Source organism: Algimonas arctica (genome assembly GCF_014652695.1).
Classification (GTDB): domain Bacteria; phylum Pseudomonadota; class Alphaproteobacteria; order Caulobacterales; family Maricaulaceae; genus Litorimonas; species Litorimonas arctica.
Genome location: NZ_BMZH01000015.1, coordinates 1 through 24,201 on the forward strand (window position 1 = coordinate 1; position 24,201 = coordinate 24,201).

A 24,201-nucleotide genomic window follows, 5' to 3' on the forward strand; every position below is an offset into this window, starting at 1 on the left:
CCCCTAATTTAAACTCTTCTGTATATCGAATGCGACTGCCCATAAGACACTCTCCTTGCTTCCAGTTTTACCCAACAAGGTGTCTACAAAGCTAGGGGCACATCATTCAACCAAACCAAAGTGTCTTCGAGCTTTCGCCACTTGAGATATTCTTTGTGTAACCGCGAAGTAACCGAGCCCCTGTGACACCGCGAAGAGCTGCTCCCGGAACCCAGTCGAAAACATCGAATTAGCTTCAATGTCCCGTCGTAACGTCGATTTTGGGGCTTAGGAAATTGGAGCGGGCGATGGGATTCGAACCCACGACATTCAGCTTGGGAAGCTGACGCTCTACCCCTGAGCTACGCCCGCCGCTGCGTCCCGATAGCACGACTGGACACCCCACGCGCAAGTGCCGTCTGCACTTTATAATTGGGCGCGTGGCCTGTCCATTTTGCGCGCCGGGCCTCTAGCGCAGACATGATCAGTATAGGTGATTTTATCGACGCCATGGACAAACCTCTCGCCCGCTCTATCCAAGGAAGAAAGACGAAAGGGGACTACCTATGACTGACCCATTAAATTCAATGCGGGCTCACCTCCCGCTCGACGGTATTCGTGTTGTGGAATTATCCACGATGATCACGGCGAGCTTTGCGGCGATGATTTTAGCCGAACAAGGGGCTGACGTGATCAAGGTTGAGCCGCCCGGCATGGGCGATCCGATGCGCTTTATTGGCTCGCAGAAGCCGGGGCTGTCTGCGCTGTTCCATAATTGCAATCGCGGCAAGCGCTCCATCGTGCTGGACCTCAAAGACGGCGCCGATTTATCTGTCGCGCGAACGCTGTGTGAGCGCGCCGATGTTGTTATTAGTAATTATCGCCCCAGTGTGATGGCGCGAATTGGTCTGTCTTATGAAGCGTTGAAAGCTGTGAACCCAAAAATTGTCTTTTGCCGGATTACGGGTTTTGGCACAGACGGTCCGCAAGCCGCCCTGCCCGCCTATGACCATGTCATGCAGGCGCAATTAGGGATGACCGCGGCGCAGGGCAAAGCGCAAAATAAATCGAACGGCGGACAGCCCTTCCATATTCAACACGCCATTTGCGATAAAGCGACCGGATTGATGGCGGCGCAGGCCGTCAGTAGCGCGTTATTCGCGAGCGAACGGAGTGGGCAAGGGTCGCGCGTTGACTTGTCTATGATTGACGCCGGGATGCATTTCTTCTTTCCCGATGGATTGATGGAACACACACTACTGGATGACGCTGCGACGCAGCTCGACCCGCTCACGGCGACTTATGCCGTGATGGAAGCCCGTGACGGCTATTTCGTCATTGCTGGCATTGGCGATGCTCAAGCAACGGCTGTGTTTACGCTGATCGGTAAGGCCCACTTGATGTCCGACCCCCGCTTTAAGACGCCAGCGGCGCGGTTGATGAACATTGGAGACATGGTCGCAGAAATGACCGCCACTTCCGTAGACCAGCCCATCGCAGACGTTCTCGCCTATATGGAAGCGCATGATGTGCCGTGCTGCGAATGCCTGTCCCCCTTGCAAGCCTATGACCACCCGCAATTAGCGGCGATGAAGACGGTCGCCACAGTCGATCACCCCTATTTAGGCAAAGTCCGGTCTGTGCGCGCGGCGGCGCGGTTTGAAGGGCAAGACGGGGTCAGCCATGCCCCTTCACCGGTACTGGGTCAGCATGGAACGGACATCAGAGCCGAATTGGAAAATTAAGTTCATCCAATACGAGAAAAGCTCCGGCGCGTGGCCGGAGCTTTAAGAGTCTTATTGAGTTTTGGCCCCGTTCGCGTGAGCTCACGGGAGCTTTGCTAAAATTGATTATTTATCAATTTTCCGGCTTTGCCGGATTGCTACGCCACATTCGCGAACTGGTTCATTGTATTATGTTCGCCGCCAGCTTTTAGCGCCCGGTCGCCGCCGGTCATTTCCTTGAAACTATCGCCAATGTCGGAGCCGACTTCATGTTGGTGACGCACAGCGGACACGCCGCCGCGGATTTCCGCTCGCTGAACATTTTTGACATAGGCCAGCATTTTCTCGTCGCCATAGTAACCTTCTGACAGGCGATCCATGCCGAGCGCATCCATGTGGAACGTCGGCAAAGTGATGAGGTTGTGGAACACCCCGGCTTCGCGCGAAATATCCGTCTGGAACGCTTGCAGACGCGCATCAGCTTCAATCCCAAGAGGATCTTCGTCGAAACGTGCGCTCATGAGCTCAGCTTCTGGATAGCTGCTGTCATGAATTTTGCCTTCAGCAACCCAATCGGCGCGCACTTGTTTGCGAATGTTCAGCGTCCAGTTAAACGACGGCGAGTTATTATAGGTCAGCTTCGCGTGCGGCGCAGCTTCACGAATACTGTTCACCATACCCGCGATCTGTGCGACATTGGGCGTCGCCGTTTCGATCCAAAGCAAGTCTGCCCCGCCATCGTTGAGCGCAGCAATACAGTCTTCGATCACGCGCGCTTCGCCTGTGTCTGGCTTGAACTTGTAGAGACCATTGGCCAATCGTGTCGGCTTGACGAGTTTACCGGACAAACGGATCGCGACTTCGCCGTCATCCAAATCTGTCAGATCATTGACGGGAGTGACGTCGAGCCATTTGGTATATTCCGCCGCATGGTCGCCCGCTTCGCGGCTGACCGGAATTTTTTGCGTCAGGCCAGCGCCGAGACTGTCTGTCCGTGCCACGATCACGCCGTCATCAACGCCGAGTTCTTCGAACGCCATACGAACAGCGCGGAGCTTTTCAATAAAGTCTTCGCGCGGCACTGTGACTTTACCGTCTTGGTGGCCACACTGTTTCGCATCAGAAACTTGGTTTTCAATCTGGATGCAACAAGCGCCGGCTTTGATCAGTTCTTTCGCGAGCAAATAGGTCGCGTGGACGTTGCCGAAACCGGCATCAATGTCGGCGATGATCGGACGAACATAGCTCTCGAACCCATCGATTTTCGCGATCACGGCCTGACGGCTGACATCATCTTCAGCAGCTTTAAGCTCTGCGAACAGATCATTTAAATCAACCTCGTCCGCTTGGCGCAAGGACGTGTAAATCTCATTGATCAAATCAGTGACCGCGGTTTTTTCATGCATGGATTGATCGGGCAGATGGCCGAAACTATTGCGCATACCCGCAACCATCCAACCGGACAGGTAGACATACGCGCGGTCGAGCGTGCCTTTTTGACGTTTAATCGCCCGCATCATTTGCATGGCGTGAAAACCAGACCAGCACCCGAGAGACTGCGTGAATTGCGAGCTGTCCGCATCATAACGCGCCATATCGGCCCGCATAACTTTGGCGGTTGCTTTGGCGATGTCCAGATGGGTCTCATAGGTATTTTGAATTTTCAGCTGCGCAATATCTTCGATATTAATGCCGCCAGGAACGCCGTTCGGGTAACGGGCTTGGATATTATTGAGTGTTTCTGTGTAGGTCATTTAAGCCTCCAAAATAGCGTAAGCAGGGATTGTTAGAAATTCAGGGAGATCGGCGGACGTCGCCGTCTGAGTGAATAGGCGGGCGGCCTCAGGGAAACGGCCTTCGATAAAGGCGTCACGCCCAAGTTCGGTTTGAAGAGCAGCGAACACGCTGTCGAACGTCCGCGTATAAAGTGCGCTGCTCATCCGTTCTTTGCTGCCGTCTTCGAGCTGAACCTCTGCGCCGTGACGAAGCCACTGCCAGATTTGCGCCCGACTAATTTCAGCCGTTGCCGCATCTTCCATCAGGCCGTGGATCGGCACTGCGCCGCGACCACAGAGCCAGGCCGCAATATAGCGGATACCGACCTCGATATTTGTGCGCAGCCCCGCCTCGGTGATTGTACCGGTATGTGGTTCGAGCAGCGCATCGTCGCTGATACGCGGGGATTGGCGTTGTTTCGTGATCTGGTGCTTGCCAGACATATGCGCGTCGAATGTTTCTTTCGCAGCCGCGACCATCGCCGGGTGCGCGACCCATGTTCCGTCATGACCGGCCCGCACTTCGCGTTCCTTGTCAGCCTTGATCTTGGCAAACGCCGCGTCATTCGCCGCATCGTCATTCTTAACCGGGATTTGCGCCGCCATTCCGCCCATCGCGTGGGCGCCTCGGCGGTGACAGGTCTCGATCAAGCGTAGCGAATAGGCGCGCAGAAAATCGCGGTCCATACCGACTTGCGCGCGGTCAGGCAGGATAAACTGCTTATGATTGCGCAAGGTCTTGATGTAGCTGAAGATGTAATCCCAACGACCGCAGTTTAGCCCCGTAATATGGCGGCGGAGAACGTAGAGAATTTCTTCCATCTGGTATGCAGCTGTCAGCGTTTCGATCAGGACTGTGACTTTGATCGTGCCGTTATCCAACCCCAAAACAGCTTGCGTGAAGTTGAAAACGTCATTCCAAAGGCGCGCTTCTTGATAGCTCTCAAGCTTCGGGAGATAAAAGAAAGGTCCGCGGCCGTCTTTCGCTAAGGCGGCACCATTGTGGAACATGTGCAAGCCAAAATCGAACAGGGACGCGCTCATGGGCTTGCCGTCAACGGTGACGTTTTTCTCTTCCAAATGCCACCCGCGCGGACGCACCAGTAATGTCGCCGGGTTCTCGCCAACCGCGTAGGTCTTCTTATCCGTCTTCAGCGTGAGAGCGCCATTCGTGTAGTCGATCAAATTAGCCTGACCTTCGACCATATTGGCGAATGTCGGTGAAGAGGCATCCTCGAAATCAGCCATGAATTGGGTTGCGCCACTGTTGAACGCATTAATCATCATCTTACGGCTAACCGGTCCGGTAATTTCAACCCGGCGATCTATCAGTGCTTTGGGGGCCGGATCAACTTCCCAAGCCCCGTTGCGAATATGTTGTGTTTCCAAGGGGACAGACGGCAGTTCGCCATCATCAAAACGGTCTTGCCGTAACAGGCGATCAGACAGAAGAATTTTACGTTGCGGGCCAAAACGGCGCTCTAAGTCAGCCAAGAACAATAGCGCATCGGGAGTCAGGACACGGTCCATCTCAGGAACGGCAGAACCGACAACCTTCGCCAGCACACGGTGACGCGGGATCGATGTGGTCTCAGGGCTAATTGGCGCAGTCATGGCACTCTCCAACAAAGGTGTGAGCCTGAGGTAGCGCGCTTTTTTGTATGTGTCTGTAAAACACGGGTTGCGTTGTTACGTTTGTAAAGTAAAAATACGTAATATGGCAAACTCTGTAAATACGCGCTCTGAAAACACGCGGGGCGAGAAATTATTAATCGGTCCTCGATTGCGCCGTTTGCGGACAAAACTCGGCCTAACGCAAACCCGCATGGCCGAAGAACTCGGTATCTCTGGCAGCTATCTCAACCTGATGGAGCGCAATCAGCGCGCCATGAGTGCCAAGGTTCTGCTTAAGCTGTCTGAAACTTACGATATCGACCTATCCGAGCTCACCTCAGGCACAGACCGGCAACTCGTCGGAGAGCTCTTCGATGCGTTGCGGGATCCAGCTCTGGGCAAGGACCGCGTGCCCAAATCAGAGGTCGAGGACGTCGTAGGCGCCAGCCCTGCCACGGCACGCGCACTCGTCAACCTTCACCATCGTTATACGGAGCTATCCCGCCGATTAGTGCGTGAAGAAGGGGCCGACGAAACAGCCACCGCTTTGCAGGAGGCTGCGCCCGCGACAGACCTCGTTCGTGACGTTATCTATCGAACCCATAACTATTTTGACGTACTCGACCGGGCAGCCGAGGCGCTTTATTCTACGTTGGACCTAAGGCGGACAGAACCGCTGACGGCGCTGATCGCGAGGATGAAAGAAAAACATAAAACGATTGTTCGCATTCTTCCCCATGACGTGATGGTTGACATGCTGCGCTATTATGACCGTCATTCCGGACGATTAAATCTGTCAGAACTTCTGCCCGCCAGCTCGCGACGGTTTCAAATCGCCTTTCAGATCGGCATGCTGGAGCACCGAACGACAATTGATAAAATTGTCGCCAAAGCCGACTTGCCAACCGTTGATTCAAAACGATTACTGCGAACGACATTGGCCAATTATTTCGGTGCTGCGCTATTGATGCCATACGGCACATTCCTGAAAGCAGCGGAAGAGCTTCGCTACGATATCGACGCGCTCGCCCATCGGTTTGGCACCAGCGCCGAACAAGTCGCGCACCGGTTAACCACACTTTCGCGTCCAGAAGCGCGCGGGGTTCCCCTCTTTTTTGTCCGGGTCGATATTGCGGGGAATATTTCCAAGCGGTTCAGCCAAGGGCGGTTCACCTTCCCGCGTTTTGGGGGCGTCTGCCCACGTTGGGCAATCCATGAGGCCTTTGCCTCACCAGAACGCGCGCTGGTTCAATCTGTCGAGATGCCGGATGGCAACACCTACCTCACATTCGCGCGCCGTGTGACCCGAGCGGGCGGAACTACCGCGCACCCGGCGCAAAGCTTTGTCATCGGTCTTGGTTGTGACATCGCCCATGCCTCACGTTTGATCTATTCGGATCACCTTTCCGGCGACCCTATGCCGATCGGACCCAATTGCTATTTATGTGACCGCACCGCCTGCCCGCAGCGCGCTCACCCGCCGCTCGGACGCGCTATGGCGCATGATGAGCGCGCCCGCGGCCTCAGCCAGTTCGCCTTTGCTCCAGAGAGTTAAGCGCGCACACCGCGAATACTGAGGTAGAGCCCTGTCGACACCAGCGCGACCAAATTGCAAACCATGAAGGCCATCGTCACAAGATCATTCCCCATGACAGGAATGAAATCACGGATGACGAGGGCAAGAACCACAAAAAGAGACGCAAACACCCCCCCGCCCGCGATGATCTTCGGAAGGTCGCCCGAGCGTAGAAAGAGGATAAAGATTGCTGCATTGGCGGCTGACGACATGACCAGACCCAGATGGAAAGACGTATAATCCGTCGTCGCTTGCAATCCGGCCAAAAGGAGCCGCTGCTCCCCACTCGCCAGCGTTTGGTAAGCCACTGTTCCCGCCAACTCCGCCGCATTCATGGCCGCAACCACTCCAAACAAGCCTAGCGCTATGGAAACAAGCCCGACCCCGACGCTCCAGCCTGCGAGAAGCGGACCTGCGTCACGCAACAGTCGATAGGCGGCGAAGAGGAAAAGCAATTGCAACCCAATAAGAAGCAGCGCGACATAGGCCTTACCGTGAAGTCGTGTCTCAGCATTCAACATCGCGCGCGCTGTCGCCTCAACATCCGCCGACAAATTAATATCGATACCTGCGCTAACCGTCATCGCCGCGATAATGCCAATGATGATGCCGAGTAGCAAAGCGACGCCCGCCACTCTGGCGGTGCGGACTTTCTCCGAATGTGTAAGCATAATGAGTTCCTTCTAAGCAACAGCGACAAACGCATCTAACGACAAGACATTCTAACAAGCAAGGAGTTTATCGTTTTTCGATAAAAAAGTATAAGCAATTGTCTTGCCCCGGGCGCGATATGCGGCTTAGGGTCCCTTATGATCCAAGCGCGCCGTAACTCGACCTTTCTCACTCTTGCGCTCGTGGCCATGACGCTCGCGTTTACGTTCAGTCTCTCTCTCGTTGCCCCGCCGTCACCTGACGCCGATCACGCGTTCAACACTGAGGCCGCGATGTTGCGTCTGTCCCGAATTCTCGGCGATGAACGCCCGCACCCGGTTGATACTGACGCTAATGACGCCGTTCGAGAGCGGCTTTTGACAGAAATAATAGCGCTCGGCTTTGATCCGATTGTGCGTGATGATTTCCATTGCACCAATCATTTTGACGGCGTTTGCGCCCGCGTTCGCAATGTCATGTATTGGGCGGTTCCGCCGACCAATGACACGACGCCGGGCGTCGCCCTTATGAGCCATTACGACTCGGTACCCGCAGGGCCCGGCGCAGGCGATGACGGCGCCGGCGTTGCGGTCGGACTGGAAGTCTCGCGGATTCTCAAAGACAGAGATGATCTTCGCCCCGTGCTTGTCTTGATCACGGACGGGGAAGAAATTGGCCTGATCGGCGCGGATAGTTTCGTCAATTCCGATCCGCTCGCCGCGCGCATCGATGCGGTTGTGAATGTTGAGGCGCGCGGTGTGCGCGGGCCAATTTCCATGTTCCAGACATCAAACCCCAACGGAAACGACATTGCGGCAATCGCCAAAACAGGCCGGACCGCCCTCACCAATACGCTGACAACCAGCATTTATGAGGCCATGCCCAATGACACAGATGTCTCGCGGTTTCTCGACGCAGACGCGCCGCGCCAAGTCGATACGACAAACTTTGCTTTCATTCTTGGCGACAGTTTCTACCACACGCCGGGCGATAATCTGGCCAATTTAGATCATGGCACCGTATTTCATTCCGGCATAAACGCGCTTGCGGCCGTCGAGCAATTCGCGGCACACCCCATAAGTGGGGCACCGGAAGGCGACCGGTTATATTTCGACGTGTTGACACGCGGTGTCGTCTCCATGCCCGCCGTATTTGGCCCGGCCATTATCTTGCTTAGCGGGCTGCTCTCTATCATCGCTCTCATTCGCACAGGAACATGGCGCGGGTGGCGCGGCTGGGTTCTCATTCCCCTCACTCTGATTGGCGTGGGATTAGCAACCGTGGCTCTGTCCGCCGTCTTGGGTGCCATAAAGTCAGGTGCCGCCTATTCCCCCGCTCACCCATGGGCCTTGCGCGGTGCGGTCTCGGCGATCGCCGTGCTCGTCGCCGCAGGTCTTGCAATTTGGCTGCGCGATAAGCGTGACGATCAAACAGGGGCATTGCTCAAAAGCTGGCTGTGGGTGTCAGTCCTCGCCACACTTGGATTGATTGTCTTTCCAAGCACCATGACATTTTTTATCGGCGCGCTCTTCATTGCGAGTTTCGGCATCATTGCAGGCTTGATGAAACGTGACCGCTGGCTCGTCGGTTTCAGCGCGCTGGCCGCCCTCATTTACGTCCTTATCAACCTCCCTATGCTCGGGTTTGCTTTGGCAGGGCTTGGCGGCATGGCCGCTCCCTTTGCGGTGCTGTGGACCATCCCGGTCGTCATGATCGTAATCGTCCTGCCCACCCAAACATACGCCCGCCTGCCGCTATTTAGCGTCAGCGCTTTAACGGTCGCCATGATCGCCGCCGCCGTCTTTGTCCCGATTTATACGTCCAATGCCCCGCGCGGACTGTCGATCCAACATATCGTCTCTGATGCCGGGTCGTTCGTGCAATTATCCGGACGCGCAAAACCACCGCAAGCCATGATGGATAACGCCAGCCCGTCAGAAAGCGCCTCCTTTGTCTTTGCCGACCCGGTTGGCGCGACGCACCCCGCTTATGCGCGCGCTCGCTGGACCCGCCCTGCGTCAAGCGCGCCGGACATTGAGGCAAGCCTCAGAGTGCTCAGCGATACAACCCAACGCGATATGCGCCGCGTAAGTTTACGGGTTGTGGCCCCAACTGCAGACCGCCTTCACCTTGCGCCAGCCTCAGCCGAAGCCATGTGGACATCCTTGACGGTGGACGGCGTGGCTGCCGAACCAACCCTATGGGGCCTGCGCATTGCGGGTCGCAATGTTCGCGATATGCAGATCGACATCACCCTGCCAACCAATCAACCGATGGGGCAGATCGCCATCACTCGGTTTGGCCTCGGTCCTGATATGGCGAGCTTTGTGGATTCCCGTCCCGATTGGGTGTTGCCGAGCCAGGCCGGTGATACACGTGTGCGGTTGATGGATCTTGATGCAGCGATCCCGCCCCAGCCGTAGATTCAGCAGCTGAATAATGCCTCATACGCGCAGTCTTCAGTCGTGAGCCATCCGCGCCTGAACCTCTATCGTCAGCTCTAAGGAGCGCAGACGTGCGTTTTGATCGTGGAAGTTCTTGGCGATAATAATTTCGTCGGGCTGTAGGCGCTCATTGAACATCGACAGACGCTCAGCGACCATATCGACTGTCCCGACCGCGCTCACTTGCAACATCGCCTCAACATGAGACTTAACGTGGGGCGGCACTTCAAAATCTTTAACCGGGCGACAGGTCAGCCCACGTTGGTTCGTGATAATGCCGACAAAGGCCTGCACCAAAGTTGAGAAATGGTATTGAGCGTCCTCTTCCGTGTCTGCGGCGAACACATTGCACGCCATCATGAAATAGGGCTTATCCAGATGCCGCGAAGGGACGAACGTCCGGCGGTAAATCTCAGCTGCTTGAAACAGATCACCGGGCGCAAAATGGGACGCAAACGCATACGGTAGGCCCAATCGCGCGGCGAGCTGCGCGCCGAATAGGCTTGAACCCAAAATCCAAACCGGAACCTTTGTGCCTTCACCGGGAATAGCCCGCACTGCGGGGTTTTCGCCTGCAACAGGGTCTGACAGATAACCAATCAGTTCTTGCACATCCGTGGGAAAGCTTTGCGCTGCGCGCTCATAATCTTTTCGCATGGCGCGGATTACGCCCATATCGCCGCCCGGCGCGCGCCCGAGACCCAGATCAATCCTATCAGGATGTAACGTCGCCAACGTCCCAAACTGCTCTGCAATCAATAAAGGCGCGTGATTGGGGAGCATTATCCCACCCGCGCCGAGGCGTATCGTTTTCGTCTGCGCCGCAATATGCGCAATCAAGACGGAGGTCGCAGAACTGGCGACACTTTTTATATTGTGATGTTCCGCATACCAAACGCGGTTATAGCCAAGCGCCTCCGCTTTTTGCGCCAATTCAACGCTGTCGGCAAAGCTCTTCGATATGCTTCCGCCTTCAACAACTTGGGCGAGATCAAGGATAGAAAAGGGAATGGGCATGGACATCATTTCTCAAAATATCACAACATTATTCAGACGCAGCAAGTCGTGAGCGGGCGCATAAAGGGTATTAAATTATATCGGGGTATTGTTTCTTGCCACCGGACTATGTGATTAAAACAGCATAGGTTCGATCATTTATCGAGACCAATGTTTTAAACAGCCGACACGGCAAACATTGGTCTACCGGCGTGACCTCCACGCCCTAAGCAATCAGGTTAACTCATGTCTACTTTGCAAAATTTGTTTTTGTTATCGGCTTACGCTTGCCTTGCGGTGGCGGCGCCGTCTGTTGCTTTCGCCAATCCTGAGCAACATGAAGAGACCGAAGAAAATCATGAAACTGAGGACCACCACAGCGACGCAGGTCATTCTGACGCGCATATGGACGAGATTATAGTCCAAGCCACGCGCTCCGGCCGCGCCGTGGATGATGAGCCTTTTCGGGTGGAAATCATTGCTGGCGAAGAAATTCAGGAAAAGGCGCTCATGCGGCCCGGCAATATTTCCATGCTGGTGGCCGAAACGGGCGGGGTTCGGGTACAAACCACATCCCCCGCACTCGGAGCCGCGAACATCCGCCTTCAAGGTCTTTATGGACGCTATACGCAATTACTGAGCGACGGTCTGCCGCTTTACGGCGGACAAGCCGCGTCCATTGGCCTGTTGCAAATCCCGCCGACCGATTTGTCACAGGTCGAAGTCATCAAGGGCTCAGCATCCTCGCTCTACGGCGGGTCAGCCCTGGGCGGTGTGATCAACCTGGTCTCCCGGCGACCTGGCGACGAAGCGGCGGGCGAAATGCTTATGAACGTCACGACACGGGACGGGCAGGATTTAACAGCTTATGCGGAAACCCCTCTCAACGAGAGTGTCGGCGTATCTTTAACGGCGGGGGCCCATCGCCAGACGGAAACTGATCTAGATGATGACGGTTTCATTGACCTTGCGGGCTATGAGCGGTTCACCGCCCGGCCGAGACTGTTCTGGGACGGCGCCGACGGGTCGAGCCTCTACGCCACAATGGGATTTATGACCGAGCAGAGAAACGGCGGAACACTCCCCGGTGCCGTCGTCTCGGACGGATTTCCGTTCTTCCAAAATCAAGACACCAAGCGGATTGACGGAGGGGTTATCGGGAATAAACCGCTTTCGGACACTCTTACATTGAATCTTCGTGGCTCTGCTATGGTACAGGATCATGAGCATCGTTTTGGCCAAACGGTCGAAGACGACCGTCATGAGAGCTATTTCGCGGAAGGCTCGATAGTGGGTGATCGCGGCGACACCAATTGGGTTGCTGGCCTCGCGTATCAATCGGAAGTGTTTAATTCGGACACATTTCCGGTTTTCAATTTTGACTATAGCGTGCCCAGCCTGTTCGGGCAGGTGGATCATGATGTTACGGACGATTTTTCCGTATCAATCAGTGGTCGCGTCGATGACCATAGTGAATTTGGAACACAGTTCAGCCCGAGGGTCTCGCTCTTATATAAGCCAAATGAGTGGACAATTCGCGGCTCTTATGGACGCGGGTTTTTTGCACCAACCCCCTTCGTTGAAGACATTGAGGCCGCGGGCTTGTCCCGGCTTGCTCCGATTGGCGCGCTCAACGCGGAAACAGCGGAAACCGCCTCCATCGATATCGGATATAAGCGCGGCCCGATTGAAACCAATGTCACATTTTTTGGCTCAAACGTGGAGGACGTGACGGAACTTGAGGCTTTTGCCTCCACCGTAGGCGGGCTGCTCGACCGCGTGCGCCTCATCAACGCCGCGGGTCAAAGCCGTATCCGGGGGTCGGAGGTATTGATTCGTTACATATGGAATGATGTCAAACTGACAGGGAGTTATCTCTATCTAGACGCGACCGAGCAGAGCGCGTTGGGGGGACGTCAAAGGATTAACCTCACGCCGCGCCATTCAGCGGGTTTTGTGGCTATGTGGGAGCAGCACGGTCGAGGACGTCTAGGCTTTGAAGCATATTACACAGGGAAGCAGAGATTGGACGGCAATCCATACAGATCTGAGAGTAAGCCCTATCTGCATCTTGGCCTCCTTGGCGAAATCACGCTCGGAAACACAGGGATTTTCCTCAATGCAGAGAACCTACTGAATGTGCGCCAAACCAAAGAAGACCCGTTGGTCCTACCGGTTCGCGCCCCCGACGGCCAATGGACAACGGGCATTTGGTCGCGCAATGACGGCTTTATTCTAAATGGCGGCGTGAGGGTGAAGTTCTAAAACTATCCTGAAGTTTTGCAGACTTACCCTCGACAATAAAGGGGAACCAATATCCCTATGGCGATCAAAAGGCTTGAAAAGGGACACTCTGCCCCCGTTTTATCTCGCGGATTGATTTCCGCACACGACATTTTTTCGGATACACGCGCCTAAACCACGACTGATCTCAGCGAACAGAGGCTCTCGAAGCCCGACTGGAAACATCGAATTTACTTCGATGTCCCGTCGTAACGTGGATTTTAGGGATCAAACAACTGGAGCGGGCGATGAGATTCGAACTCACGACCCTCACCTTGGCAAGGTGATGCTCTACCACTGAGCTACGCCCGCATCGCAGTCGTTGAAGCGCGGCGTATATCTAGGCATTATCCAGCTTGCAAGCACCAAGATTTGAGTTTCTGCATATCACTGCTAGTTGGCCTGTATGAATGATAAACATCCCGATGAACCCCGCCTCTATGCCCGGCTTGATGAGTTGGGCATTCCTTACCATACGGAAGAGCATGAAGCCGTTTTCACGGTCGAAGAAGGGCTGGATATTAAAGCGCGGCTGCCGGGCGGACATTCGAAAAACCTCTTCTTAAAGGACAAAGCCGGACAATTTGTCTTGATCAGCGCATTGGGATCAACACCGATCAAGTTGAACCGGTTGCATGCCCATATCGGCACAAAACGGCTGTCATTTGGCAAAGAAGACGCCTTATTCACGCATCTCGGCGTGCGTCCTGGCTCTGTCACCGTGTTTTCGATTCTGAACGATACGGATGCGACCGTTCGACTTGTCCTGGATGCAGCCTTGTTTTTGCAAGACGTCATCTGGTTCCATCCCATGCGGAATACGGCGAGCACACGGATCAAGCCTGATGATCTGCTGGTCTTTGCGCGGGCACTCGGGCATGATCCTCTTATACTCGACCTCGCAGAACTTACCGCAGGAGACTGACATCATGGGCGACGCAAGATTTGAAAGCTATTTGGTCAAAACAGGCACCGCCATCGCGAATCATTGTCGCGCCGGAACCGAACGCGAAGGTATAAATACTCTTTATCATGCCGATTGCTTCAGTGTTGAAGCGCATGACGGTCCTAATGGTCGCGAATCCAAAGGGATCGACGCCATGAACGGCAAACATGATTGGTGGGAAAGCGCGTTCGAGGAACATAAAGTTGTCACGAAAGGCCCATTTTTCCATGCGCCCAACATGTTTACCCTCACGTTTGACATGGATGTGACGGAGCGAGAGAGCGGACAACGCATGCAAATGTCCGAAGTCGGGCTCTATACGGTCGACACAGACGGCAAAGTCATCCGTGAACAGTTCTTCTACGCCCCAACCGAGGCGTAATCGAGGCCGCGGCACAACACTTTCTTGCGACTGGACCGAGCCTTGCCTTGAACCGGACGCAAGTCTCGCCCATTTAGCGAAGCATGACAGATATACTCGTAAAAGATTCCTCCGATAACGCCTTCATGAAAGACGTCATCGAAACCTCGCAAGACACGCCCGTCGTTGTCGATTTCTGGGCCCCGTGGTGTGGACCGTGTAAAACATTGATGCCCGCGCTCGAACGGCAAGTGAAAGCAGCTGGCGGCAAAGTGAAATTGGTCAAGATCAATATTGATGAAAACCCCGGTGTTGCCGGGCAGCTCGGCGTCCGGTCTATTCCGGCGGTTTTCGCCTTCAAGGACGGCAAACCTGTCGATGGCTTTATGGGCGCGCAACCCGAATCCGAACTGACGAAATTCATCGCCCGTCTATCTGGCGAAAGTGATCCAAAAGAAGAAGCCGAAGTTTTAGTCGCGCGGGCGCGCGACGGCCTAACCGCTGGCGATCCCGGTGGGGCGGCGCAAGATTTTGCCCAAGCCTTGCAACTGGATCCAGAAAACGGATCGGCCCTCGCCGGACTGGCGCGCGTCTATCTCGATATGGGCAATCGTGACATGGCGGTCGAAATGGTCGAAAGCGCGACCGGACCGCTCGCAGATCACCCTGAAGTCGCCTCTATCCGCTCCGAATTGTCACTCGGTGAAGGGGCGCCTGAGCCAGACGCACCGGTTGAAGAAGACACAGAGCTGCGCGACGCAGAAGCGTCTGTCGCCGCCGATGAGAGCAATCTCGATGCGCGGTTGATTTTCGCGAAAGCTCTCGCCGCGCGCGGGCGTCGGGCCGAGGCCGTTGATCATCTGATTTATTCCATTGGGCGAAACCGGATGCACGCAGACGAAGCCGCGCGTCACTTCTTGCTGACTATTTTCGAAGCCGAGGGCCCGCAAAGCGAAGTCTCCATCGACGGTCGTCGTCGGCTTTCATCAATCCTGTTTGCTTAGTCGCAACGTAACTAGGTCGTGAGCGCGCACTATAAATCGTTGGCCCGGCGGACGACACCGCCGCGCATCCCCATCTTCCCTTTGGGCGGCGCTGTTTTGCTGCCGGTTTGCGATCTCCCGCTCAATATTTTTGAGCCGCGCTATTTGAATATGATCGATGATGCGCTGAAGGGGGATCGTTTGATCGGCATGGTGCAAACGATTGACGAAAAGATTGCCGATGTTGGCGGCTTGGGCCGGATCATTCAATTTTCTGAAACGGCTGATGGCCGTTATTTGATTGTCCTCAAAGGTCTGCGGCGGTTTCGCATCACAGAAACCCCCGATGTTTTGACGCCATACCGCCAAGCCGATGTGACCTATGACAGCTTTGGCGAAGACCCAGACTTGCATGCCGTCCGGCAAACCTCAGAGGCTTTGTCAGAATCAGGCCGAAGCGACCGCGCAGCGCTCACCGTGGCGATGAAGGCGTTGGCAAATGCCATCGGGGTCGACGTTGACTGGACCGCTTTGTCAGAAATCCCCTTGCCCGTGCTCATCAATCAAGCCGCCATGATCAGCCCGTTTTCTGCACAAGATAAGCAATCGCTGTTAGAGGCTGAAACCTCTGACGAACGTCGTCGGTTACTCATTGGATTGATGCATCTTTATGCGTCTGGCAGCGCCGGGGATGCACAACCTCAATCGACTCAATAGCGTGAATTGGCAGGACAAAACGATGACCGAAACCAAAACGCCGATTGCTCCTATTGATCCTAAGATGCTGCGTGTTCTTGTCTGCCCAAAGACCCGTGGCCCCTTGATTCATGACAGTGAAACGCAAGAATTAATCAGCAAAAAAGCGGGCTTAGCCTACCCCATCCGCGATGGCGTCCCGATCCTTTTGATTGAGCGCGCCCGCACGCTGTAACGTTTGACTGACATATTCGGCGGGAACATTTCTGCGAGCAAACGCGTTTGACTCGTATGACCACATCGAACCAAATCAATAAGCCAGCCCCCCGTAAATCTAGCCTGAAGATTGTCGCAGTCAGCGCTATTGCCATGACCACGGCTCTGATGAGCTTTGCGTCTGTGACCGCGCAGGTCCATGCGCCAGTCAAGCGTGTTGACGGTCCGGCCGTCACAGTTCCAGAGCTTTTAGGTGAGCCGAAAGGGTCTGATATTGCGCTGGCGCTTGAAGCAAGCATTGTGGATGACCAGATCGACGAAACGTTCGGCAATAAAGTCTCGCCCGGCGCAAAATCCGCCGCGCGCCAAGCCTATGCACAAGGCGTCTTCGCACCGCTTTGGACGCGTAAAGCTGCTGAACGGCTGATGCAGGCCAACCCAACATGTAAGGAGAACGGCTTGGATTCGGGTTATACGGATGCCCAGCTCCGCGAAGCCATCGACAACCGATTTAGCGGCACCGCCGAACAGCGCGCCCTCGCCGATCTGCGCTTAACGGAGACATGGTTGGTGCTCGCCTCTAAAATGAGCGGTGGCCTATCTGATGAAGGCGGCATGGTCAGTTCGACAGATGACCGCCCGACCCGTTCCGACCTAATCGTTGCTTTAAGCAAAGCCAGCCAAACGGATCCCATCAAATCCATGGAGGAATACGCCTCTATGGCACCGCAATATGGCGAGCTCAAAACCGCCTTGAAACGGTACCGTCAGCACGCTGATAATGGCGGCTGGATGCGCATTCGCGAAGGCGACGAAATGCTGGAACCTGGGATGGATGACCCGCGCGTCCCAGCCCTTCGAAAACGTCTTGCTGCAGAGGGTTATATCGACCCGACGCCCTTCCGCTGGTTGTTTGCAAGCTTGCGAATTGATTTGGTCGAAGAGCCAACCGTCTATGGAGAGATGCTCGCACAGCAGGTTAAATCATTTCAAGCAGCTTACGGATTGGAACAGGACGGCGTCCTCGGCCCTGCGACGATGGCCGCGCTGAATGAAAGCGTTGAGTCAAAGATTGATCGTATCGAACGGGCGATGGATTACTGGCGCGAGAACGCCAATCCGGGCGAGCGTTATATCTGGGTCAATATTCCAAGTTACCGCGCCGAAGCGTGGACGGGAGACCGTCGCGATGTCTCCATGAAAACGATTGTTGGCAAAAGCCGGACTCCGTCCAATGCCTTTTCTGACGAGATTGAATATATCGTGGTGAACCCGAAGTGGTTTTTACCGGTAAGTTTGTTCAAACGTCAAAAACTGCATAAATTGCAGAACGATCCAGGCTACGCGGCCCGTAATAAGTATGATATTTATGACCGAAGCACCGGCGCTAAGGTTGATCCATACACGATCGATTGGAGCGAGCCCGGCGTAGCCAACCAAATCCAAATGGTGCAATCCGCAGGGCCGCATAATGCTCTGGGTCAGCTCAAAATCATCTTCCCGAACAAGCACTCCATCTATCTTCATGATACACCGGATCACAGCTTGTTTGATCTTGATGTCCGAGCTCTCTCATCAGGCTGCATCCGTCTAGATGACCCCGTTGCTATGGCCAACTGGTTGACGGATGGTGATACAAGTGTCTCGACGACCGTGTTTAATGCCACATTGGCGAGCGGAGAGCGTGAACGCTTCTATCTGGACCAGCACGTCAATGTTCACCTCACCTATCTGCCGGCTGTTGTCAGTCCCGAGGGACAAGTTGAGTTTCCAGCCGATATCTATCAGGAATTTAAGAAACCAACGCTGGCGCAAGAGACCTATCCCGACAATAGTGAGCCAATTGAAGATAATGAGCGCTATGTCGATATGAACGACAATAACGGTCCGAGGACGAAAGTACTGCATTAATGAAATTACCAACACTGTCGCTTCTTGCGTCGGCTCTTTTGGTTTCTTTATCAGCAGCGCAACCTGCAATCGCGCAGACTTCGCCAGCTGTCCAGATGAGTTTAAAGCCATCCGGGGAAGCCGGTTACGCGCTGCCATTCTCGCAATGGTACGAGACTGTTCTGCCCGGCAAGGGCTTGGATATCACCTTGCCGCCCGGTTATGTTTTTATGATCGATGATAAGGTTTGGACGCCCACTTGGCGCGCACCCCAGTCCGCGCAAACTTTGTCAGCCACGATTAGGTCCGGCTTTGAGACAGTCGCCACGATCAACATTTTCGTGCTGGAACCTCATAGCAACATCGACGAAAAAGGATGGCTTAACGGCTATCGGATCGGGACTTATCCGCGCAACCCGCCAAAAGGCTTCATCAAGTTAGAGGGTCCGAACGACCATGATCTTGACCTATCCCCACATTTCAAACTCGGGCAATTTCTCTGCAAGCAACAATCCGGTCACTGGCCGAAATATGTTCTTGTCAGCCAGAACAATGTCCGCCGCCTTGAGGCGCTGCTGACCGCTTTAAACGATGACAAAACGACCGAAGCAGAGACCTTCTTCGTCATGAGCGGATTCCGTACACCGTTTTATAATTCCGCCATCGGATCTGCAAAATTCTCTCGCCACATGTACGGCGACGCGGCTGATATTTATGTCGATTATGAGCCCCTAAACGGCAATATGGATGACCTCAATCGAGACGGGAAAATCACCAAAGCCGATGCCAATTGGCTCTATGACTACGCCCAAAAACTCTACAAACATCGAACCGACCTCCCCAAAGGCGGCATCGGAGCTTATCGCGCCAATGCCGTGCACGGACCCTTCGTCCATGTCGATGGTCGCGGCACTACGGCGCGCTGGGGCCGCTAAACGTGCGGGTCACAGTCGGGCGGTTGACGGCCCGCAGCCCTGCACCCACATCTCCCTTATGAGCGATAATTATCTAAACGAAAAATGGCGCAGCACGACGATCCTGTCAGTCCGTAAAAACGGCAAGGTCGTTGTTGTCGGCGACGGCCAGGTCAGCGCCGGGAATACCGTCATGAAGGCGCATACGCGCAAGGTCCGCCGCGTCGGCGGCGGTCAGGTGCTTGCAGGCTTCGCCGGCGCCACCGCGGACGCCTTCGCCCTGCTGGAGCGACTAGAGACGAAACTTGAGCAATATCCAACCCAACTGGCCCGCGCTTGTGTTGAACTCACAAAGGACTGGCGAACGGATAAATACCTTCGCAACCTCGAGGCCATGTTGATCGTCGCTGATAAGGATCAGACTTTCGTTCTGACTGGCAATGGCGATGTGGTTGAACCGGACGAAGGCATTGTCGCCATCGGATCAGGCGGAAATTACGCTTACTCGGCCGCGTTGGCGATGAACGAATATGAAGAAGACGCAGAGGTCTTAGCCCGCAAAGCTATGGCGATTGCGGACAAGATATGCGTCTTCACCAATAATAATCTGACCATTGAAACTATCACATAAAAAACCCGCCAAGATGGCGGGTTTTCTTGTCATGAAACCGAGCGAACCGCTTAGCGGCTATATTTGACTGAACACCCGTAGGGCTGTGTATCTGTCACAGCGACGGCCTCACCTGCGTCCAAACTTGCCAACGCCTCGCGGACATAATTCGTCGCCCCGTCGATTGTTGCGGGATTGGATGAGCTATTGTCGTCAATCGCGCCCTGATACACCAACGTTTGGTCTTCATCGATAATATACATATGCGGCGTGGTGCGCGCAGAGAACGCATGCCCCAACGTGCCCTCCTCGTCTAAGATCACGGCTGTCGCCGCCACGTCGTGCTGGGCTGTCCAGTTGACGACTTGAACATTGTCCTTGTGACCCTGTTTGCCGGGTACGGAGCTAATCACGGCGAGCCAGACAGCTCCGTCCGCCGTGGCGTCGCGTTGCAAATCTTGCATATTATTCGAATTATAGTGTTTTTTGACGTAAGGGCAGCCTTCATTCGTCCATTCAAGGACAACGCGTTTACCGGCAAAATCAGACAGGTTATGCGACGCGCCATTACTATCGACGACGGTCATATCAGCAACGGATGTGCCCGTTGTGATTTTGGCAAAAGCCGGAGTTGAGAGCGCCAAAACGGCGGCTGTGGCGAAGGTAATCATTTTCATGGTCGAGTCTCCCAATATGGGTGTCAGCTCCCCTTGAGCATGTTCACTACCCTATCTACGGTCAGAACTTGAGGAAGAACTTGCCCCTTCACGACATTGTCACCAGACGGAAAGTAGAGGTAGAGCGGCACGCCCGCGCGGCCATAGCTTTCTAACTCGCGCGCGATCATGTCGTTTTTATTGGTCCAATCCGCGATCAAAAAGGCCGTATTCGTATCGGCAAACGCCTGTTTAACCGCATCTGTTTTCATCACTAGCCGCTCATTAACCTTACAGGTCACACACCAGTCAGCGGTGAAATCGACAAAGACAGCCTGTCCGCCGGCGCGCAGCTCCGCGACACGTTCCGGACTCCATGCCTCCATAGATAAATCAACCGACCCTGATGGAGGCGCTGTGCGCGCCGCGAATGGCAACGCCATCGCCAGTACAATCATGACGACCCCGATCCAGCGCCACAGGCCTGTACGCTGTAAGAGCCAGACCGCGAGCGCGAGCGCCAACATCGCCAGTAAAATCAGCGCCATCCCGTCCACACCCGCTTGATTACCGATCACCCACACAAGCCAGATGGCGGCGGCGAACATCGGAAAGGCCAGCACTTCGCGCAGGCGAACCATCCACGGCCCCGGCTTGGGCAGCTTGGTCAACAGACCCGGCGCATAAGCCAACAGGACGAACGGCGCGGCGAAGCCTGCGGCCAGCGCGGCAAAGACGAGCACAGTAAAGAATATCGGCTGCGCCAGCGCATAGCCAATCGCACTGGCCATAAAGGGAGCCGTGCAAGGCGTCGCGACCAGAACAGCCAAAGTTCCCGTAAAGAAAGACCCCGTCAGGCCCCCCTTACCGGCAAGCCCAGCCCCTGCGCCTTGGTATGACCCGCCAGCCACGTCAAAAACACCGATCAGGTTCAACCCGACCGCAAAGAGTAGCAGCGCTAACAAACCCACGATGATGGGGTTCTGCAATTGGAAGCCCCAGCCCATCGCGGCCCCGCCTGCTTTGACGACCATCAAAGCAATAACCAGAACAGCAAAGGTCGCAAACACGCCGCCCGCATAGGCCCAGGCTTCTCGACGGGCCGTTTTACGCTCACCATGCGCCGACTTCGCCAGCGACAGGGCTTTGAGGGAAAACACGGGGAAAACACACGGCATGAGGTTGAGAATCAACCCGCCAATTAAGGCGCCGAAGATCGCGCCCCAGAGGGTGATTGAAGCACCGGACGTCGTGGGAAGGAGACTGTCGACACTGACAGAGAGGGCCGGACCCGTCGCGATGGTGACGATACGTCCCGTCCGGACCCCTTTCACATCAAACGCCAAGACGCCCTGTTGCGGCTCAGAAAAGCCTTCGCCCCAACCAAAGCTGGCCGTTGTGTCGATTTGAATGCCGCTTTCACCCAGAGAGACCGTTTGCGGGTCAGAGTGAATGAGCAACGTATTATCGTAAGGAAAGAAATAGGCGTTGGAGAAGTCCCCTGCGGGGAGATCGGAAAACTGGAGCGACAAGGCCGCGCCATTCGCTTGCATGGCGGCAGGTATAGCGAGTGCACGCGGGGCAACATTGATGGCTTCGGCGATGGCGGCCGCATTGCGGTCATTGAGCTCGGATTCGTCCGCGACTTGCAAGATAATCCGCAGTGTCCCGTTCTCCGGGATGCAAATATCTTTGCAGACTAGATAATAAACGTCGGCTTCGACCTCGATAACCGACCCAATCGCCGCGTCAGCAGCGAGGGTGAAATCGACGGGAAAGAGCGGCGCGCCCTCGAATCCGTAATTAATAATCGGGCCTGTCGGAATAGGCGCTGGCAGAGGCCAAACAATGTCGCCGGTTGTGACGGTGCCCGGCACGGTCCAGTTTATCTGAACGGGTTCACCACTGTCGCCCGGATTACGCCAATAGGTGTGCCAGTGGTCATCCAGCTCTGTCTTTAGCGCGATCTGAAACGTCTCACCCGGCGCAACGGTGTAATGGGAAGACAAAAGAGACGCTTCAACCTTACCCGTATCAATGGGCAGAGAGCTGGTGGCCAGCGCCCCTGTCGTAGCGGTAAGCCAGAGAAGAAGAGTGAGAAATAGGGCGCGCATATATGTCCCTATAATACGGCAACTTTAACAAGGCGATGCTAGATCGCTTTCGCTCACGCGAAGTTTATTGTTCTACGCGTAGCTCTGACCAGAGCAGCAATGCGACAGTGCTAATGCCGGAAATGGCGCATGCCCGTGAATACCATCGCGAGACCCGCCTCATCCGCTGCCGCAATTACTTCTGCGTCGCGGATCGATCCGCCCGGTTGAATGACAGCGGTTGCGCCCGCTTTGGCGGCGGCGAGCATACCGTCGGCAAAGGGGAAGAAGGCATCGGAACTGACGGCAGAGCCGACAGTTTTCGGTTCGTCCCAGCCTGCGGTTTGCGCCGCGTCTTCGGCTTTGCGCGCGGCGATGCGCGCGGCATCAATACGACTCATTTGACCTGCGCCAATCCCGGCAGCGGCCCCATCTTTGACATAGACAATCGCGTTGGATTTGACGTGTTTGGCGACTTTCCAAGCCATTTTAAGATCAAGCATTTCGGCGTCTGTCGGCGCGCGTTTTGTGACGACCTTAAAGTCCGCATCCGCCACGAAGCCATTATCGCGGTCTTGCACCAGAATGCCGCCCGCGACATTGCGGGACGTCAGCGATGCATCACGGGGGTTAGGGAGGTCGCCCGCGATCAACAGGCGCAGGTTCTTTTTCTTACGGAACACCGCAATCGCCTCGTCGGTCGCAGCCGGCGCAATAACGACTTCTGTAAAGACTTTGACGATGGCTTTTGCGGTTGCCTCGTCCAGCACACCATTCAGCGCGACAATCCCGCCAAAGGCACTGACTGGATCACAGGCCAGCGCGTTATTATAGGCCGTGATAAAATCATCGGCTGTCGCGACACCGCACGGGTTGGCGTGTTTAATGATTGCGACAGCGGGCTTTGCGCTCTCGCGCGCATCGCCAAATTCGGCCACGAGCTCGTAAGCCGCGTCAGTGTCATTGATATTATTATACGATAACGCTTTGCCCTGCAGTTGCGTGGCTGTCGATACGCCGGGACGGGTCGAGCCATCCGCGTAGAAGGCCGCCGTTTGATGCGGGTTTTCGCCGTAGCGCAGCGTTTGCTTGAGCGCGCCGCCTTGAGCACGATAATCCGGCGCTATATCCCCGCGCACAGTGGCGAAATAATTGCTGATGGCCGCATCATAATGCGCCGTCCGGGCAAAGGATTTATGCGCGAGACGTTGGCGCAATGTGCCTGATGTTTGCCCCGCATTCGCGCGCAATTCGGCAATCACCGCATCCACATCATCCGCATCGACACAGACAGCGACATGGGCGTGGTTCTTCGCGCCCGCACGGATCATGGCCGGACCGCCAATATCGATATTCTCGACGCAGGTCTCATAGTCAGCGCCAGAGGCAACGGCCTGCTCAAACGGGTAAAGATTGACAATCAACAGATCGATGGGCGCTATGCCGTGAGCGTTCATCGCATCAACATGTGAGGCGAGGTCACGTTCGCCCAACAGGCCCCCATGCACCATCGGATGCAAGGTCTTAACCCGACCATCCATCATTTCAGGAAACCCCGTCAGGTCAGCGACGTCCGACACGGTGATTCCCGCATCAGCAATGGCGCGCTTCGTTCCGCCCGTGCTGACCAATTCGATTCCAAGCTCAGACAAGGCCCGCGCCTGATCCATCAAACGCGATTTATCGGAGACAGACAGCAAAGCTCGCGCAACAGGCCGCAAACGGTCTGGGTCAAATGGCTTAAGGTCGGGATTGGGGCTTGGCATGAGACGGTCCGTCAAAGAATCTAAAACT

Annotated in this window: 19 protein-coding genes and 2 tRNA genes; 12 read left to right on the plus strand and 9 right to left on the minus strand. The window is 55.2% G+C overall.

Annotated features, from left to right (window positions below):
• Nucleotides 1-276 precede the first annotated feature (276 nt).
• Nucleotides 277-351: transfer RNA gene (locus IE105_RS13355), tRNA-Gly, on the minus strand.
• Nucleotides 352-545: 194 nt separating this feature from the next.
• On the opposite strand from IE105_RS13355, the gene IE105_RS13360 reads away from it, so the two are divergent.
• Nucleotides 546-1,724, plus strand: a complete 1,179-nt coding sequence (locus tag IE105_RS13360) for a CaiB/BaiF CoA transferase family protein (RefSeq protein WP_189499286.1) — start codon at nt 546-548, stop codon at nt 1,722-1,724.
• 137 nt (nt 1,725-1,861) lie between these two features.
• Here the strand turns inward: IE105_RS13360 and IE105_RS13365 are convergent, their stop codons facing one another.
• A complete protein-coding gene (locus IE105_RS13365) occupies nt 1,862-3,457 on the minus strand; it encodes an isocitrate lyase (RefSeq protein ID WP_189499288.1) in 1,596 nt (531 codons plus the stop codon).
• Nucleotides 3,458-5,092, minus strand: a complete 1,635-nt coding sequence (gene aceB, locus IE105_RS13370) for a malate synthase A (RefSeq protein ID WP_189499290.1) — start codon at nt 5,090-5,092, stop codon at nt 3,458-3,460. It lies immediately after the preceding gene.
• Nucleotides 5,093-5,195: 103 nt separating this feature from the next.
• On the opposite strand from aceB, the gene IE105_RS13375 reads away from it, so the two are divergent.
• Complete coding sequence (locus tag IE105_RS13375) at nt 5,196-6,647, plus strand: helix-turn-helix domain-containing protein (RefSeq protein ID WP_189499292.1); 1,452 nt, start codon at nt 5,196-5,198, stop codon at nt 6,645-6,647.
• Here IE105_RS13375 and IE105_RS13380 read toward each other — a convergent pair.
• Nucleotides 6,644-7,339 (minus strand): DUF4386 family protein, encoded by a 696-nt coding sequence (locus tag IE105_RS13380; RefSeq protein ID WP_189499294.1) that lies wholly within the window; start codon nt 7,337-7,339, stop codon nt 6,644-6,646. The genes IE105_RS13375 and IE105_RS13380 overlap by 4 nt on opposite strands.
• 138 nt (nt 7,340-7,477) lie before the next feature.
• Between IE105_RS13380 and IE105_RS13385 the strand changes: the two genes are divergently transcribed.
• A complete protein-coding gene (locus tag IE105_RS13385; RefSeq protein WP_189499296.1) occupies nt 7,478-9,742 on the plus strand; it encodes a M28 family peptidase in 2,265 nt (754 codons plus the stop codon).
• 36 nt (nt 9,743-9,778) lie between these two features.
• Here the strand turns inward: IE105_RS13385 and IE105_RS13390 are convergent, their stop codons facing one another.
• Nucleotides 9,779-10,780 (minus strand): LLM class flavin-dependent oxidoreductase, encoded by a 1,002-nt coding sequence (locus IE105_RS13390; protein WP_189499298.1) that lies wholly within the window; start codon nt 10,778-10,780, stop codon nt 9,779-9,781.
• Nucleotides 10,781-11,005: 225 nt separating this feature from the next.
• Here IE105_RS13390 and IE105_RS13395 point away from each other — a divergent pair, with 225 nt between their 5' ends.
• Entirely contained in the window at nt 11,006-13,024 is a 2,019-nt protein-coding gene (locus tag IE105_RS13395) for a TonB-dependent receptor plug domain-containing protein (protein ID WP_189499300.1), read from the plus strand.
• Nucleotides 13,025-13,279: 255 nt separating this feature from the next.
• Here the strand turns inward: IE105_RS13395 and IE105_RS13400 are convergent.
• Nucleotides 13,280-13,354 (minus strand) — tRNA-Gly (locus IE105_RS13400).
• Nucleotides 13,355-13,448: 94 nt separating this feature from the next.
• Here IE105_RS13400 and IE105_RS13405 point away from each other — a divergent pair.
• The 8 genes from IE105_RS13405 to hslV all read left to right on the plus strand — a co-directional run bounded on the left by IE105_RS13405 (nt 13,449) and on the right by hslV (nt 19,679).
• Nucleotides 13,449-13,967 carry a prolyl-tRNA synthetase associated domain-containing protein gene (locus tag IE105_RS13405; RefSeq protein ID WP_189499302.1) on the plus strand — a complete coding sequence of 173 codons (519 nt, stop codon included), beginning with the start codon at nt 13,449-13,451 and terminating at the stop codon, nt 13,965-13,967.
• A gap of 4 nt (nt 13,968-13,971) precedes the next feature.
• Nucleotides 13,972-14,370 (plus strand): SnoaL-like domain-containing protein, encoded by a 399-nt coding sequence (locus tag IE105_RS13410; protein WP_189499304.1) that lies wholly within the window; start codon nt 13,972-13,974, stop codon nt 14,368-14,370.
• A gap of 83 nt (nt 14,371-14,453) precedes the next feature.
• Nucleotides 14,454-15,353 (plus strand): thioredoxin, encoded by a 900-nt coding sequence (gene trxA, locus IE105_RS13415; RefSeq protein WP_189499306.1) that lies wholly within the window; start codon nt 14,454-14,456, stop codon nt 15,351-15,353.
• A gap of 18 nt (nt 15,354-15,371) precedes the next feature.
• Nucleotides 15,372-16,049: an LON peptidase substrate-binding domain-containing protein gene (locus IE105_RS13420; protein WP_233354161.1), complete on the plus strand. Its 678-nt coding sequence runs from the start codon at nt 15,372-15,374 to the stop codon at nt 16,047-16,049.
• A gap of 22 nt (nt 16,050-16,071) precedes the next feature.
• The gene (locus IE105_RS13425; protein WP_189499308.1) at nt 16,072-16,263 is read left to right on the plus strand and encodes a Trm112 family protein; all 192 of its coding nucleotides are present in this window, start codon (nt 16,072-16,074) and stop codon (nt 16,261-16,263) included.
• Between the two features lie 56 nt (nt 16,264-16,319).
• Nucleotides 16,320-18,155, plus strand: a complete 1,836-nt coding sequence (locus IE105_RS13430) for a L,D-transpeptidase family protein (RefSeq protein ID WP_189499310.1) — start codon at nt 16,320-16,322, stop codon at nt 18,153-18,155.
• A 95-nt stretch (nt 18,156-18,250) separates the two neighbouring features.
• Nucleotides 18,251-19,069 carry a D-Ala-D-Ala carboxypeptidase family metallohydrolase gene (locus IE105_RS13435; protein WP_233354162.1) on the plus strand — a complete coding sequence of 273 codons (819 nt, stop codon included), beginning with the start codon at nt 18,251-18,253 and terminating at the stop codon, nt 19,067-19,069.
• A gap of 58 nt (nt 19,070-19,127) precedes the next feature.
• On the plus strand, nt 19,128-19,679 hold the full coding sequence (hslV, locus tag IE105_RS13440; protein ID WP_189499314.1) for an ATP-dependent protease subunit HslV: 552 nt from the start codon (nt 19,128-19,130) through the stop codon (nt 19,677-19,679).
• 50 nt (nt 19,680-19,729) lie between these two features.
• On the opposite strand, the gene IE105_RS13445 is transcribed toward hslV, so the two are convergent.
• The 3 genes from IE105_RS13445 to purH all read right to left on the minus strand — a co-directional run bounded on the left by IE105_RS13445 (nt 19,730) and on the right by purH (nt 24,173).
• The gene (locus IE105_RS13445) at nt 19,730-20,335 is read right to left on the minus strand and encodes a redoxin domain-containing protein (protein ID WP_189499316.1); all 606 of its coding nucleotides are present in this window, start codon (nt 20,333-20,335) and stop codon (nt 19,730-19,732) included.
• A 23-nt stretch (nt 20,336-20,358) separates the two neighbouring features.
• On the minus strand, nt 20,359-22,428 hold the full coding sequence (locus tag IE105_RS13450) for a protein-disulfide reductase DsbD family protein (protein ID WP_189499318.1): 2,070 nt from the start codon (nt 22,426-22,428) through the stop codon (nt 20,359-20,361).
• Nucleotides 22,429-22,538: 110 nt separating this feature from the next.
• Nucleotides 22,539-24,173: a bifunctional phosphoribosylaminoimidazolecarboxamide formyltransferase/IMP cyclohydrolase gene (purH, locus tag IE105_RS13455; protein ID WP_189499320.1), complete on the minus strand. Its 1,635-nt coding sequence runs from the start codon at nt 24,171-24,173 to the stop codon at nt 22,539-22,541.
• Between the last annotated feature and the right edge of the window lie 28 nt (nt 24,174-24,201).

What these genes read in the sequence shown, in the direction of transcription:
- IE105_RS13360 (WP_189499286.1), top strand. Translation starts at nt 546, where the DNA reads ATGACTGACCCATTAAATTCAATGCGGGCTCACCTCCCGCTCGACGGT.
- IE105_RS13365 (WP_189499288.1), bottom strand. Translation starts at nt 3,457, where the DNA reads ATGACCTACACAGAAACACTCAATAATATCCAAGCCCGTTACCCGAAC.
- aceB (WP_189499290.1), bottom strand. Translation starts at nt 5,092, where the DNA reads ATGACTGCGCCAATTAGCCCTGAGACCACATCGATCCCGCGTCACCGT.
- IE105_RS13375 (WP_189499292.1), top strand. Translation starts at nt 5,196, where the DNA reads ATGGCAAACTCTGTAAATACGCGCTCTGAAAACACGCGGGGCGAGAAA.
- IE105_RS13380 (WP_189499294.1), bottom strand. Translation starts at nt 7,339, where the DNA reads ATGCTTACACATTCGGAGAAAGTCCGCACCGCCAGAGTGGCGGGCGTC.
- IE105_RS13385 (WP_189499296.1), top strand. Translation starts at nt 7,478, where the DNA reads ATGATCCAAGCGCGCCGTAACTCGACCTTTCTCACTCTTGCGCTCGTG.
- IE105_RS13390 (WP_189499298.1), bottom strand. Translation starts at nt 10,780, where the DNA reads ATGCCCATTCCCTTTTCTATCCTTGATCTCGCCCAAGTTGTTGAAGGC.
- IE105_RS13395 (WP_189499300.1), top strand. Translation starts at nt 11,006, where the DNA reads ATGTCTACTTTGCAAAATTTGTTTTTGTTATCGGCTTACGCTTGCCTT.
- IE105_RS13405 (WP_189499302.1), top strand. Translation starts at nt 13,449, where the DNA reads ATGAATGATAAACATCCCGATGAACCCCGCCTCTATGCCCGGCTTGAT.
- IE105_RS13410 (WP_189499304.1), top strand. Translation starts at nt 13,972, where the DNA reads ATGGGCGACGCAAGATTTGAAAGCTATTTGGTCAAAACAGGCACCGCC.
- trxA (WP_189499306.1), top strand. Translation starts at nt 14,454, where the DNA reads ATGACAGATATACTCGTAAAAGATTCCTCCGATAACGCCTTCATGAAA.
- IE105_RS13425 (WP_189499308.1), top strand. Translation starts at nt 16,072, where the DNA reads ATGACCGAAACCAAAACGCCGATTGCTCCTATTGATCCTAAGATGCTG.
- IE105_RS13430 (WP_189499310.1), top strand. Translation starts at nt 16,320, where the DNA reads ATGACCACATCGAACCAAATCAATAAGCCAGCCCCCCGTAAATCTAGC.
- IE105_RS13435 (WP_233354162.1), top strand. Translation starts at nt 18,251, where the DNA reads ATGAGTTTAAAGCCATCCGGGGAAGCCGGTTACGCGCTGCCATTCTCG.
- hslV (WP_189499314.1), top strand. Translation starts at nt 19,128, where the DNA reads ATGAGCGATAATTATCTAAACGAAAAATGGCGCAGCACGACGATCCTG.
- IE105_RS13445 (WP_189499316.1), bottom strand. Translation starts at nt 20,335, where the DNA reads ATGAAAATGATTACCTTCGCCACAGCCGCCGTTTTGGCGCTCTCAACT.
- IE105_RS13450 (WP_189499318.1), bottom strand. Translation starts at nt 22,428, where the DNA reads ATGCGCGCCCTATTTCTCACTCTTCTTCTCTGGCTTACCGCTACGACA.
- purH (WP_189499320.1), bottom strand. Translation starts at nt 24,173, where the DNA reads ATGCCAAGCCCCAATCCCGACCTTAAGCCATTTGACCCAGACCGTTTG.